At 64.7% G+C, this 13,875-nt stretch carries 7 protein-coding genes; all 7 read right to left on the minus strand.

Annotated features, from left to right (window positions below; all coding sequences use genetic code 11):
* Positions 1–15 precede the first annotated feature (15 nt).
* The 7 genes from WJ542_RS20190 to WJ542_RS20220 all read right to left on the minus strand — a co-directional run bounded on the left by WJ542_RS20190 (position 16) and on the right by WJ542_RS20220 (position 13,617).
* Entirely contained in the window at positions 16–405 is a 390-nt protein-coding gene (locus WJ542_RS20190) for a hypothetical protein (RefSeq protein WP_411191222.1), read from the minus strand.
* Positions 406–431: 26 nt separating this feature from the next.
* Entirely contained in the window at positions 432–2,222 is a 1,791-nt protein-coding gene (locus WJ542_RS20195; protein ID WP_411191223.1) for a ShlB/FhaC/HecB family hemolysin secretion/activation protein, read from the minus strand.
* Positions 2,223–2,225: 3 nt separating this feature from the next.
* Complete coding sequence (locus WJ542_RS20200; RefSeq protein WP_411192506.1) at positions 2,226–4,445, minus strand: two-partner secretion domain-containing protein; 2,220 nt, start codon at positions 4,443–4,445, stop codon at positions 2,226–2,228.
* Between the two features lie 96 nt (positions 4,446–4,541).
* Positions 4,542–4,871 (minus strand): hypothetical protein, encoded by a 330-nt coding sequence (locus tag WJ542_RS20205; RefSeq protein ID WP_411191224.1) that lies wholly within the window; start codon positions 4,869–4,871, stop codon positions 4,542–4,544.
* A gap of 22 nt (positions 4,872–4,893) precedes the next feature.
* Positions 4,894–5,136, minus strand: coding sequence for a hypothetical protein (locus WJ542_RS20210; RefSeq protein WP_411191225.1), 243 nt, complete (start codon positions 5,134–5,136; stop codon positions 4,894–4,896).
* A gap of 112 nt (positions 5,137–5,248) precedes the next feature.
* Positions 5,249–5,857 carry a tetratricopeptide repeat protein gene (locus WJ542_RS20215; RefSeq protein WP_411191226.1) on the minus strand — a complete coding sequence of 203 codons (609 nt, stop codon included), beginning with the start codon at positions 5,855–5,857 and terminating at the stop codon, positions 5,249–5,251.
* Between the two features lie 5 nt (positions 5,858–5,862).
* A complete protein-coding gene (locus tag WJ542_RS20220; protein ID WP_411191227.1) occupies positions 5,863–13,617 on the minus strand; it encodes a two-partner secretion domain-containing protein in 7,755 nt (2,584 codons plus the stop codon).
* Between the last annotated feature and the right edge of the window lie 258 nt (positions 13,618–13,875).

Here is a 13,875-nt window from a genome sequence, read left to right on the forward strand (position 1 = left end):
TTGAACTCCTGTTCTTCAGGTTGGTTGCCTGACCCCGGCGGCGGGAGCCTCCGGGGTCGTACCGACGACAACGAAGATGCCACCCGGTCGGGTGTCGATCGCTATGCAGTTGCCCTGTATTGACATGCCAGAGCCACTGCGGTGATGCAGGTACGAGAACACGCCCCCTCCGGCAAAATGCAGCGTGTGGGAAGTCGTGTCCTGCGTACACGCAATTTCATGGCGGAGGACCGTCGCGAGATTCTGGATCTCCACACGCTCAATTTTCGGAATGTGCGCGTTGACGGCCCCCGTTTCGGAAACGATGATTTTCTCGCCGTCCCTGCCTTCAATCAGATAGCTGCCATCCGGGAAGTCTGTCCGCGTACTGCCGGGAAGCCTGACAGACGTTGGCCGATTGCCCATGCTGAACTCCTGGTGATCGTGTAGCCTCAGAATGACCAGTTGAACGTCCCCAGCGCAAGCGTCGCGCGTGGGCCAATTGATGCAGGTCGGCAAAGCTGCCGCCCCACCAGCCCCTCACCCGAGAACTGCTGGCTGCGCCACTGCCATTGCACGCGCAGGCCGGCGCCCACGCCCACCAGCGTGGGGAAGCCCGGCGTGGCGATCAGGTTCGCCTTGCCCGCATCGAGAAACACATAGGGCTCGACACGCCCGTCGTGCCAGACCGGTACATTCACCCACGCCAGTTCGTTGCGCGAGTAAAAGCCGCGGTCACCTGCGAGATCGCCCGAGCGAAAGCCCCGGATCGTGTCCATGCCCCCCAGGTACAACTGCTCGGTGCCGTAGAGGGCGACATTCGTGAACTGGCCGCCCACGGTGCCGCGATAGACAAGCGCCGCATGGCCCAGCTTCGGCAGCGGAATGGCAAACGTGCCCGTGGCGTCGAGCTTGGTAAACTGGCTGTGGGCATAGTCGCTGGGGATATCCGGCGCGTCGTGATCGGCCTCGAACCACGGCAGCCCCTGCGAGATGCCCGCGTCGAGCGTCACGTTGCCCGGCGCATCGTTGAGCACAAACCGGTGCAGCCAGTTGCCGCCCAGGCGCAGCACCGCGATGTGCTGCGGATCCAGGTCGATATCGTTGATCTCGCGGTCGGTGCGCCGCCAGGACAGCGTCGCATCGAGCGCAGTGAGGTCCGACGAGGTACGGCCAAGCTGGTAGTTCCACTCGAAGATATGGCTGAGCGTGCGGCCATACTCCAGCCCGCTGGTCCCGATGACCTGCTGGTACTCGGAATCGGACAGTGTGTAGCTGAACGTGTGACGCCCCCACGGAATCGCGAACGACCCGACGAGCGCGTTGCTCTCGATGCTGTCGATGTAGTTCAGGCTCAGCATTTCCTGCAGGCCGATGAGATTGTCCAGCTCGAGGCCGGCGCGGTAGCGCGTCACGCCCGTCGATTCGGCGCCATAGTTGTCGACGCCGAGCGTGCCGTACACGCTGTCGCCCGGCTGGTTCCGGACATCGACGACGGAGTCGCCCACCGACTGGCCGGGCAGGATCTGCACCCGTGCCTGGTTGCGCTGCAGGCGGTTGATCTGCGCCACGCCCTGGTCGATATCGGACAGGCGCAGCGGATCGCCCGGACTGGACGGGAAAGCGGACTGGTAGCCCTCGTCCGTAAGCCAGCCGCCACCGGCAGACGGCTCGTTGGTCGCGAGGCGGTGAACGGGTTTGCCGTTGACCGTGAAGGCCTCGATCCGTCCCACCAGGACCGTCACGGCCAGCGTGCCCGAACCGATATTCTGCGGCGAAAACATCGCGCGCGTAGTCGCATAGCCGGCCGAAACATAGGCGTCGGTGAGGCGGCGCAGCAGGACATTGATCCGGCGCGTGCCCATCTGCTGGCCGGTAAACGGCGCGATCAGCGCATCGAGCGTTGCCTCCGGCACGGCGGTCTTTGCAAGCGGCGTGCCGTTCGGCCCGACCAGCACGATGTGCGTCACCCTGAACGTCGGGCCCGGTTCGGCGATCTGGTCGACGGGCGTGTCCAGTGGGATGTTGAGCGTGCTGTCGCCACCCTGCGGCGCGACGCTGACCTGCGCCGGGGGCAGCGCCAGCTGCCGCTGCCGGTCCGCCTCGCGCTGCTGGTCGATCAGCTGCTGGGCGGGATCCTGCACCGGGCGCGGCGCGACGGGCGGTGGAGTCTGGGCGTAAGCGTTCACGACCATCGCGGTCGCCGCGGGCAATGCGGCGAGCCGCCATTTCTTCTTCTGCATCGGTCAGTACCACCACCACGTCGTGAGGCCAAGGTGCTGGCCGATCACTACGGGCGTCGTCGTCGGCGCGCGAACGGTCGTGATGCCGCCCGTCGCGCTTGTGCCCTTCCCGCCCGAAATGTAGCCCCCGTTGACGACCGCGTCGCCCGTGAGCGTCACGAGACCGTCGGCGGTGAATCCGCCACCGACGTCGGTCGCGAGGATCTGCGCCCACGTGCTGCCGAAGAACGCCTTGAAACCACGATCCTGGTTGATGGCCGAATAGCCCGTGACGCCGGTTGCGTACGTGAGCGGTGCGCTCACGTCGAGATTGCCCTGCGCGTACACGTTGCTACCGGCGTCCGTCGCGCTCGTGCCGGCCGTGATCGAGACGTTCTGGCCGGACTGGATCGTGCCGCCATAAGGCGTCACGTTGCTCGACGCGCTGCCGTGGCAGAAGATGAAGCAGCTCTGCGAGTAACTGGCCTGACCGGCAAACACGGCCGCGTTGGTGAACACATCCTGCGCGCGGATCGTGATGTCACCATCGTTGGACTGGATGATTCCACCCGAATTCGTGACGTTGCGCCCCGAGATCGAGACCGGGCCGGCCGTCGAGGCGATCAGGGCGAGCTGGTCCGGCTGCGTGACGCTGCCGTAATCGACATTGAACCCGCTCGACGTATGCACGAAGAACAGGAAGCGGCCGCCTTCGTAGGAGTACGCCACGGGCGCTCCACCATTCACGCCGCCCGTGTGGTCGATGACGTTGTTCACGTCGCCCTGGGCCGCGAGCGTCACCGCACCGTTGGATTCGATACGGGCGTTGTCGTTGGTGATGTCGCCCTGTGCGTTTAGCTGCGCATCGGCCGCCGCGGCAAACAGGATGCCCAGGTTCGTGGCATCCGAGCGGTTCGTGATGCTGCCGCCGGCGTTCAGGACGAGGTCGCCACCGCTCAGGGTGCCGTCGGCCGCGATCAGTCCGGCCTGCAGCTGGCTACCCGTGTTGCTGATGTCGCCGGTCGCGGTCAGCGTGAGGGCATTGTCAGCCGTGACCTTCGAAGGACCGGACGCGTCGTCGGTGACGGCTATGCTCGCGGCGTCGAGCGTCGTGTTGTTCGACGCACCGATCTGCACGCCCTGCATCGACAGGGCGCCGGTGGCACTCAGGGCGACGTCGTGCCCGGCCAGGATCTGCTGGTCGGTGAGCGACAGCGCACCGCCTGCGTCGATCGTCGCATCGTTGCCGGCCTGGAGCCCTGCGCCCTGCAGCGAGACATTGCCGCTGGCCGTCAGCACAACGCCACCATTGGCATGGACGGGCGTGCCCTGCATCGTGAGCGCACCTGCAGCCGTCAGCGAGGCATCGTTCGCTGCGGTGATCGAGCCGCCTGCGGTCGTGATGTCACCGTTGGCCTGGACGACGGCGTCGCCCGCGGTGGCGTTGAGCGTGCCGGCACTGCGCACGCCCGCGCCCTGGTCCGTGACGATCAGTTGCACGCGGCCCGCGGTCAGTCCCCCGGCTGCCGTGATATCGACGGCCCAGGCTGGCCCCTGCACACCGGGTGACGTCAGGCCGACGAGCCAGTCGTGGCCGTTATCGCCCGGGGAGAACGCGGTATCCCAGGTGGTCGTGCTGCTGCCGGTGATCGCACGGATGCCACCGGTCGAGCTCGTATAGCCGTTAGTTACCGGCCCGTTCACAGCCAGTTGCTTCGAAACGAGGTCGAGGTTGACAAGCGTGCCCGAAAGACCGCCGGGACCGACAGTGATCGTGCCGCCGTTCGTCGTGAGCACGACGTTGCGCTGGATCTGGCCCGGCGCGGGGGTGGTGTCGCTGAAGCTGACCTGTCCGGTAGAGAGCACGACGTGGCCGGCGTTCACGAAGGAACCGCCATCGACCGTGATGCCGTTCGGGTTCGCCAGAATGACGTTCGCACGCGGGCCCAGCACGTTGATCGCCCCCTGGATCAGCGAGGGATTCGTGCTGGTGACCTGGTTGACGATCGTGTTCGCGTTGATGCCCGCGTTGTTCAGGTCCGCGCCCGCTGCGCCCACGTTGAACGAGCGGTAGGTGTTGTTCGAGACGCCGCCCACGGCAGGTGCGATGCTGACGGTCTGGTGACCGTTTGCTGCCGTCGAGACGCTTGTCGCGGTGTTGCCGTCCGTCACGATGCCCACAGCAAATGCGTTTGCAGCGGTGCCCCCTAGCAGGGCAACAGCAGCCAAAGCGCCACACCCCATCTTGCAGTTTTGGCTAACTAACCACTTCTTCATATACATACGCAGTACGAAATGTTAAATTTTCTGCAATGACCTTTGTGATACTGCAGTCTGCCGCTACGGATCCAGGCCGATCCCGCGCGTTCCAAAATGAACACTGGCAGCGCCCAGTAGAAGACCTGCCAGCGTGGCTCCAAACGCCAACCAGAAATACGCGTCGAACGTAAACATCTGGAAAGCCCTCTTCAGGCTGAAGATTCCAAACGCGAAGAAGAGATTGCCTGTGTTGATCAACACAACGCTCAACACTCTGGAATAAACTCTGGACGTCACGATGCTGGCCTGTCTGTTCTGTGCCTCAATACCAATGACCGATCCATCTGCCCGTTCATACCACGTCCCGGCATATCCGGGTGGCGTCGTGGTCGGAGTAGCACCGTTCAACAACTGCTGTCCCTGCTCCTGTCGATTAGGGAGATGGTGGCGTAATTACTAAGCTCGCGTCGATACCACCGCGCCGCGCCTTCTCAACACATCGAAGCCAGTCCCTCCAAGCAGCAGGATCAGCCGTCGTCCCATCAGGAAGTAAACTTAGGTCACCCAACAACGAACCAAGTTCATCGGATTGCGTTCGCTGGTAAAGCTCGACGATGAACTCGAACATCGCAAGATATGCTTCTTGCAAGCTAAGGTTCTCAGCATTCGTAGTCATTTCGCTCTCGATTCCGTCCAAGCTGCAATCGTCACAAGCCCCGGCCGAAGCCCGGTCTGTCGTTTCGCGATCGATGCGCGCAATTGGTGCCTGCTAGCCGATCCTGCAACGATCATTTTTTTAGTTTTTCACTCCAAGGTCGGAATTTCCTCTCAAGGCGAAACTGAACCGCAGCCACGCAGATCAAGCACAACCCTTTTGCGACCTTCAGATAATTCCCATCCGTGTTCATGTAGCGCTCGGCGCGCGAGATCTTCGCCCACAGATTGCCCAGCTTTGCTGCTCGCAACAACAGTTCGTCGGTCTTGGCGTCATCCTTTTCAACACCGAGACCATTGGCATACAGATGCGCCAATCGCAACATGGAGGGCGCATATTCTCTTTGAGTTCCGATAGAAAATATCTCGCAAGCCTTAACGTAGTCCTTTCTTCGAAAATAAAAATAACCAACGGGAAGAGTTGCAACCGCCGATCCAGACTCTATAGATTTCCGATACCAATACTCCGCCTGCTCGAAATCCGGTCCACCATCGTTTTTGGACCGGAATTCATATCGACTCGCCAAGTTCACCATGCTCAACACGGACCCTCTGCTAATGAGAATCCTGTACGCTGCCGCAGCCGCAACGAAATCGTGGACTCCTGCAGTGCGCTCCAGAGTCACCGCATCTGGCTCCATGTTCCACTCTTGTTTTTCTCTAGAAAGGGCATTTTTCTTCATAACGCTCACTTACCAGGCGGATTCTGCTTAAATGGATCGGGAATAACAGGTTGAATGTCGTCTTCCTTTATCAGCTCAAGAGCATCTTTCGGGTCCATTGGACCACTCCCAGCATCCGACTGACTGCCGATAGTCTGAGGCGGACTCCAGCACAGCAGGCAAACCAAAGCCTGCACCCAATGCTTGGTACCGTTATTCAGCGCTTCATTCTCCGCCGCGGTGGTACCTGCCGTCGCATTCTGCCCTGCGAGGTCCGCAAGTCCACCACCAGCCAGCATAGACAGCGCCGTAACTGTCGCAATCTGCGCGTTCGTCAGCGGCGCGCCTGTCGGATCGATGGCGCTCATTACCGCTGGCGAAAGCAGGGCACTCGTGGCCCCGCCAATCGCCCCGCCCCCACAGCCCGCACCCGTCGCCGCACCCGCTGCACAGCCGAGGGCTGCATGCGCCGCGATGTATTCCGCCTCGTTAAGACTGCCCTGTGCGTCACCGATATCGAACGCCCCGGCCGCGGCCACGTCGCCCACCGCTGCATTGCGCAGCGCGTCCAGGAAGCTGCCGCCCTCGATGCCTGCCTGGGCACCCGCCTGGATCAGCGCTTCGCCCGCAATCCCGAGCGCCTGTCCCGGCAGGTTCGCCAGCGTGCCTGTGGCCTGCGGCACGAGCGAGCCGTTCGAGGGCTGTACCCCGGCAAGATTCGCCAGGCTGTCGGAAGATCCACCCATCGAGAAGCCGAAGCCCGAGTCCCCGGAATACGTGATCCCGCTCGCCAGCCCCGCCGAGATACCCGCAACCAGCGCAGTCTCGAACGCGCTGCCCAGGTTCAGCGAACCGGTGCTGACCAGTTGGCTCGCCGCACTGGCTGCAAATCCCGTCGTCGCAGCCGCCAGCCCGGTCGCCAGCACGCCCGCGCCCATCGCGCTTTCATAGGCGGCAAGCACCTCCGGACCGGCGTAGATCGAGATCACCGCCGCGGCCACCATGCCGATGATCGACATGAACCCCATGCCGCCGTCGCTGTAAGCCATCGACGTGGTCAGGTCATTGCTGACCGTGGACTGCGTAAAGTTGCCGCCGAGCTGGTCCTTCAGGCTCGCGAGCAGTTGCGCCGTCGCTGCGTTGTTCGCGCTGCCGTCTGCGTTCACCTGCTGCAGGGTGCCGCTGATCTGGTTGATCGTGTCGGCCGTCAGGCTGTAGTTCGCGGCCGACATGAAGCCGCCCTGCTGCACCACCGTGCCGGTGGTGGCCGCCACGCCGTCGCTCACTTCCTGGTAGATCGTGCCGACGTTGGTCGAGCGCTGCTCGTTGGTGAGCGTGCCCGTGTTGACCGTCAGGTTCTGCGCGCTGATGCTGCCGGTGTTGAGGATGCTGTTCGCGTAATTGAGCGTCACGTTCGTGCCGCTGATCTCGCCATCGGCGCTCACGCTCGCGTAGTTCTGCGGCAGCAGCACCTCGGGCATGAGCGCCTGCACGGTCGGGCACGCACCGTTGCCGGTGGCCGTGCAGCCCGGCTCGGGTACCGTCTGTTCGACGTACCAGAGCATCGGCGCATTGATCTGCGCGAGCTGCGCCTGACTCAGCTGCGTGCCCAGCGCGACATTGTTCTGTTCGGCGTACTGGAGCGCTGCGCCGTACAACGCAGCCGTATCCTGGTTGTTGATCGAGGTCTGGCTCTGGCTGTCCGTCTGCGACGGCATCGCGTAGAAGCTCGACTGGCCCGTTGCCTGCAGGGCTGCCTGCTCGACCTGCTGCGCCTGCGTGTACGGATCGTAGTAGAACTGCGTCGTACCCGGCTGCAGGTTCGAGGGCAGCGCTGCGATGAGCGCCGCCGGCGAGAGATCGTTCGTCACGGCCGAGGCCGGGCTGTTGAACAGGTATGTCACGTTGACGCTCTGGCCGCCGACGGTCTGGACCGTGGTGCCGCCCGCCGGGCCGACCGTGTTCGCCACCGGCGGCGCCACCGGCTTGCCGACCGTCTGCGTACCGATCGGCGTGTTCGACGGCAGACCGGCTCCGCCGGTCACCGACGTTGGCTGCCCGCTGAGCGTCGTCACCTGCCCCGCGCTGTTCACGGTGGTCGTGGCGCCCGCCGGCACCGACGGCGGGCCAAGCGGAATCACCTGGCCGGCGATGGCCGGCGGCGGTGTATAGACGTTCGGGTTCGTGATGCCGTTCACCAGCGTCGAGCCGGTGAGGTTCACCGTCTGACCAATCACGTTGCCGGTGTTGGTCAGCGTCGGCGAGTTGACGGCCAGCGTGTTCCCCGCCTGGATCGTGCCCGCCACGAAGTCGGGCAGACCCACCGCATCCGGCAGCCCGGCCGGATCCTGCGCCTGCCCGCTCTGGTACGCGCTGCCGTAGAGCTGCGCGCACAGTGCCGCATTGCCCGCGCAACCCCATGCGGGGAAGCTGGCGTCGTAACTGGTCACGTTCGCGTGCCAGTACGCATTGAGGTACTGGTTGTCGCTGCTCGCACTGGTGGTCGCGTTGATCGTGACGTTGTTCAGTCCCGTGATCAGGCTGCCCGTATTCGCGAACGTGTTCGCATTCAGGTTGACGTTGTGGTTCGCCGTGATCGTCGAAGGCGCCGCCGACTGCACGTCAACGTAAGCTTCGCAGTTTGACGAGCAGCCGGCGAACGGCGTCGCGCCACCGTAGTTCTGGTGGATCTGCACAGGTGCCGCAATGGTGTTCACCAGGCTCGCGGCATTGATGTCGACGTCATTGCCGGCCGCGATGGCGCCCGAGGTATTCGTCACGCCTGCGGCCTGCGTGACACTGGCCGGCGTGGCCGGGCCGTCGCCCGCCACGGTCCCCGCCCCGCCAATCACCACGTTGCGGCCGGCGACCAGGTTCCCGTAAGTATTGCTGACCGTATTCGCGGCAATGACAATGTCGTTGCCAGCGGTGACGTTCGCGTTGATCTGCTGGTAGCTGTAGGTCTGCGAGTTCGGATTCGTGGTATTGAGCGACGAGCAGCCCGCGCTGAAGCCCGCCGCGCAACCCGCGGTGGTCGTCATCGTCCCGGTGTTGGTGCCCTGGTTCGTGAAGCTGCTCGCGGTGATGTTGACGTCGTTGGCGGCGGCAATCGTACCCGCGTTCGTCAGGTTACCGCCCGAGAGGTTCACGTTGTGACCGGCCACGATCTGCCCGGCCTGCCCCTGCACGGTCACTGACGAGCTGACCGACGGCGCCGTCACCGTACCGGGCGCATCGACGGTCAGCGTTTCGGCCGGCGTATAGCCGCTGGACCATCCGTTGCTGGGAACAATGCTTCCCATGACCGATACGGCTCCCCCGAGCTTGAAGGAGGTCGCGCTGAATGCGGACAGGAAGGCATTGAGCGAAGCCGCATCCACCGTGTCCGTCACGGTGGAGCTGTACGTCGAGCCGCCGTTGGCGAGCGACTGCACGTTGATGTTCGCGTCGTTGCCGGCGCTAATCGTACTCCCCGTGTTGTCGAGGCTCGTGGCCTGCAGCGACAGGTTGTTACCCGCGGCAATGACGGAGGGCACCGTGCTGCCCCCGGTCGTTGTGGTCGTCTCGGTGACGCTCGGCAGCGCCACCGTCATGGTCGCGTACGCACCGGTACTGCCTGACGTCGGAACCGCCCCGTCCTGCACGTACCAGTCATTCTGCGTCACGGGAATGCCCATGGCGTTCCAGGACGTGACCGTCGGAACGTCGACGAACTCCACGGTACCCGAGGTGGCGACCGGTGCCGTCTGGCTGTCAACAGGAACCTCCAGCTGGGCGGGCTGGAAGCGTTGTGGCCAGCTGGTATCCGGAACACCATCGTCATACCAGACCGTACCCGCGTCCGGTACAGTGCCGCTTGCGGAGAGCAGGCCGCCAAGCGTCAATGGAACGGTTGCGTTGACCCCGCTCCCGAGAACCCCCGTGGGGCCGTCATAATTCGCATAGACCGCTTCGGTGCCGATTACCATCGACATCAGCAACGCGCTGTTATCGACCGTGGTCGTCGTAGTCGTCGTGGTGCCCGCGGCGCTTGCACCCGTATTGACGACACTGTTTGCCGTGATCGAGAGATCGTTAGTGGCAGTGATCGTGCCGCCGGCATTGGTAAGGTCTCCCGACAGGTTGATCGCCATGTTGCCGGCACCGGTCGTGGCGTTGCCCGCCTGGGTGACACCATTCGAGTTGTCGTAGCTCGATCCTGAAATGTTCAGCGCGTTCTGTGCCTCCACCGTCCCCGCGTTCGTACCGGAGCCATTCAGTGTGAAGGCGTCGTTGGCCTGCACGGTCGCGCCCGCCTGGTTGGCGAGGCTGCCGTTGATCGTCAGATCCTGCGCGGCCACGGTGCCCGAGTTGGTCACATCGCCATTGAGCGCGAGCGAGCCCGACGCCTGGCTGATCGTGCCAGCGTTGCTGATGCCCTGGCTGGCCGTCACGTTCACGGTCGTGTCCGGCAGCACCCATGCGCCGGTATTGTTGATCGACTGCACCGACAGGTTGAACGCGTTGCCGCCATTGAGCGTGCCCATCGTGGCGCTGGAGGGATCGATCGCCTGGTTCGGCAGGTTCAGCGTCAGGCTGTTCTGCCCGAGGATCTGACCGCTGGTGTTGTTGAACGAACCGTTGCCGCCGGTGACGTTCACCGTCACGTCGCCCGTCGCCGCGTTCGGGTTGTTCACGTCGCCCGCAAAGATCAACCCATTGGTGTTGTTAAGGCTGCTGGCCGAAATCGTGAGCGCGTTCGTCGCGAGCAGCGCCCCGGAGTTCGTGAGGCTGTCTGCGACGTTGATGTTCGCCGTCGAACCGTAGATCGAGCCGCTGTTGCCCAGGTCCGTGGCGTTGACGCTGGCCGTCTGCAGCGACGAGAGCAGCCCCTGGTTGCTGATCTCGCCCCCTGACACGTTCAGGTTGCCGGCGGCCATCTGCGTGCCGACGTTGGTCATTGAAGCGCCGCTGAGCGAGGCATCGCCCATGTACGCAGCGGTGCCGCCCGTGGTGAGCGTCTGCGAGGCCGTCGCGGTGTACGTGCCGCCGATCACCGCATTGGCGGTCGTGACATTCGCGCCCGAGAGCGTCGCGTTGCCGTTCACGCTCAGCGTCGGCGCGTTGGCATCGTAAGCGGCGTTCAGCTGTCCGGCCGAGGTGTCGAGGCTGTTCGTCGCGGTGGCCGCGAGGTTGCCGCCGACCGCGAGACCCTGCGTAGTGATGTTCGTGCCAGTCAGCACCGCATCCTGCGCGACCGTCGTCTGGCCGTTCAGCGTCAGGTTCTGGCCAGCATTCAGCGTCGCGTTGCCCGCGCTCGAAACCGGGCCTGACGCCGTGACGCTGCCACCCTGCGCATTGACATTCAGGTTGCCCAGCGTCTGCACGCTGCCCTGCGCGTTAATGTCGGTACCAGCGGTGATGCTCATGTCGCCGCCCGAGAGCGCGCTGTCGGTCAGCGTGACACTGCCGCCCGTGGCGGCAAGCGTTTCGCTGCCCACCGCCGTGGTCGCCGCGACCGACAGGTTCTGCGCGGCGGTTGCATCGAGATTGTTGCCGGTCTGGATCGCGCCCGAAACCGCGAGATTGCGCCCGGCGACCAGGCTCGTGTCGCTAGCGACGTTAAGGGTGCCCACGCCGTTGAGATCACGCCCGGCGTTCACATTCAGGTTGCCCGAACCATCCACCTCCACGCCGCCATCCAGACTGACGTCCCGGCCGGCGCTCACGCTCGTGTCGCCACCGGTGTGCACCGTGCCCGTGATGATCGCGTCCTGACCTGCGCTCACGCTTGCCGCCCCCGGGCCCGACAACGTGCCGGCCACCGTCACGCTACCTGCGGACGAACTGATCGCGGCGTTGCCCTGGCTGTAAACGCTGCCGCCCAGGCTGACACCCTGCGCCCCGCCCGCAGTCAATGCGCCGAGGCTCACGACGTCTCCGGTCGCGGACAGCACACCCGCCGTTGCCGTCAGCACCATGTCGCCGACCGAGCTCGCCGTCCCGTTGATGGACGCGTTGCCGCCTGCCTGGACCGTCAGCGTCGAACCGGCTGTCGCCGCGCCGTCGAGCGTCGCGTCCTGACCGGCCGTGATGGCCACCGCGCCCGGCGCGGTCACGGTACCGCCCAGCGTCGCGTTGCGGCCCGCGCTGGCCGTCACCGTGGTACCGCCCTGCAGGTTGCCGGTGGTCGCGATATCCTGCCCGGCCTGCAGGGTCACGGCGCCGTTCGACGAGGCGACATCGCCCTGGCTGCTGACCGAGCCGTTCGTCGCGGTAATCGAGACGGCCCCCTGCGCCTGGGTCGTGCCGCCCAGCGTGGCGTTCTGCGCGGCCGTAACGGTGAGCGCCCCGTTGGTTTGCACGTCGCCCGCGACCGACACCGAACCGGTCTGCGCCGTGATGCCCGTGTCCCCGACGCTGCTGACGGTGCCGTTCACCGTCGCATTGCGCGCACCGGTCAGCGTCACCGTGCTGCCCCCCTGCACCGCCCCGTTGATCGTCAGGTCACGACCGGCTGCCGCCGTCACCGTACCCGGCGCGGTGAGCGCCGAATTGATCGTCAGGTCGCCCGCCGTCGTCTGCAGCGCGATGTTCTGCGCGCTGAGCGAACCGAGCGTCATCGCGTTGCCCGCGACGAGGCTTGCCGTACCATTGGCCGCGACCGACGCGGCGTTCAGGTTGCCGCCAGCGGTCAACGAGACGTCCTGTCCGGCCGATACGGCCCCTGACGCATCGATGTCGCCTGCCGCGCTGACCGTGTAGTTCTGGTTCGCCAGGCCCGCGTCCGTCATCGAGGTATTGCCGGCGCTGGTGAGGTTGACGTTCTGGCTCGCGAAGGTCTGCCCGACGGTGATGTCGCCACTGGAATTCACGACGGCGTTGCCCGCCGTCGCCGAGAGTGCGCCGAGCTGGTTCACCCCCATGCCGGCGGCGGTCGAGACGATATACACCTGCCCCGAGGTCACCGAGCCGAACTGGCTCGCGTCGATGGCAATGCCGCCGTTACCGATGGCGGCGGCCGTGTTGGCCGTACCGTTGGATGAAGTCCCGTACGTGGTCCCCGCGGCGCCGGCGGCGGTGGGCGTGACGAGCTGGTTGCCCGAGATGAGGTTGACGCGGCTGTCGGCCTGGATGGGCGCGTCGACCGTGAGGGTCTGGCCGATGAGATCGATGTTGCCTACGGTCCCGGCGATGCCAGGGCCTGGCGTGCCATCGTTACCCGGCGCTCCGTTAATGGCAATGTTGCCGGAGCTCACGCTGTACGCGAGCGCGCTGGCATTGGCATAGCTGGTCGCCGTCCCACCCGCTGCCGTGATGAACTGCGGCGTGCCGGTCGTGAGCGTGAGGTTCGAGATATTGGTGAGCGACGTGCCGCCCGGGATAGAAATGCCGTTCGGGTTGGCAATGATGAGCGCGGCGGTATTGCCAAAAACCTCAAGCGGCCCGGCAATCACGGACGCGTACTGGCTGCCCGTGGAGCTCACCTGCGCCAGGATCGTCGATGCCGTGCGCCCGGCAAGATTCGGGTTGGCGCCGACCTGGCCACCGGTGAGCGAGGTGCCTGCGACCAGGCTGTTGTCGAAGATCAGGCCTTCAGCACCCACCGACAGGCTCTGGAACTGCGAGACGGACAGACCGTTCGCGTTCGGCGCGGGAATGTTGACCACCGGCGTGCCGGCCGAACCCTGCGTCATCGTCGGCTGGAACGGGACAGGCGCACGCGGATCGACGATCGGCGCGGCGTGGGCGGTCTGGTCGGCAAGCAGCACGGCGGGCGCGAAGTACATCACGACCGTCATAAATGCGGCGGTGAGCCGCATCCACAGCGGCCGAACGCGCGGCACATAAACACGCGCGCAAGCGAAGCGCTGTCTCTCAAGCGCAACGTTTCGTTCTGCCAACTGCCTGATCGACCGCTGATCCATCATGCTCCTCGTTGCCATTATTGTTCTTGCGCGGAGCGTGGCGCCTGGATGCATCACGACCCGGGAGCGGATTCTAGGAGCGGATCACCGGGACAACTGTCAAATATCGTCATGGATTGCGCCGTGCACGCC

It is taken from the genome of Paraburkholderia yinzeri (assembly GCF_046581065.1).
Taxonomy (GTDB): Bacteria; Pseudomonadota; Gammaproteobacteria; order Burkholderiales; family Burkholderiaceae; genus Paraburkholderia.

Coding starts and splice junctions, on each gene's coding strand:
- WJ542_RS20190 (WP_411191222.1), bottom strand. CDS start 405: ATGGGCAATCGGCCAACGTCTGTCAGGCTTCCCGGCAGTACGCGGACA.
- WJ542_RS20215 (WP_411191226.1), bottom strand. CDS start 5,857: ATGAAGAAAAATGCCCTTTCTAGAGAAAAACAAGAGTGGAACATGGAG.
- WJ542_RS20200 (WP_411192506.1), bottom strand. CDS start 4,445: ATGGGGTGTGGCGCTTTGGCTGCTGTTGCCCTGCTAGGGGGCACCGCT.
- WJ542_RS20195 (WP_411191223.1), bottom strand. CDS start 2,222: ATGCAGAAGAAGAAATGGCGGCTCGCCGCATTGCCCGCGGCGACCGCG.
- WJ542_RS20220 (WP_411191227.1), bottom strand. CDS start 13,617: ATGACGGTCGTGATGTACTTCGCGCCCGCCGTGCTGCTTGCCGACCAG.
- WJ542_RS20210 (WP_411191225.1), bottom strand. CDS start 5,136: ATGACTACGAATGCTGAGAACCTTAGCTTGCAAGAAGCATATCTTGCG.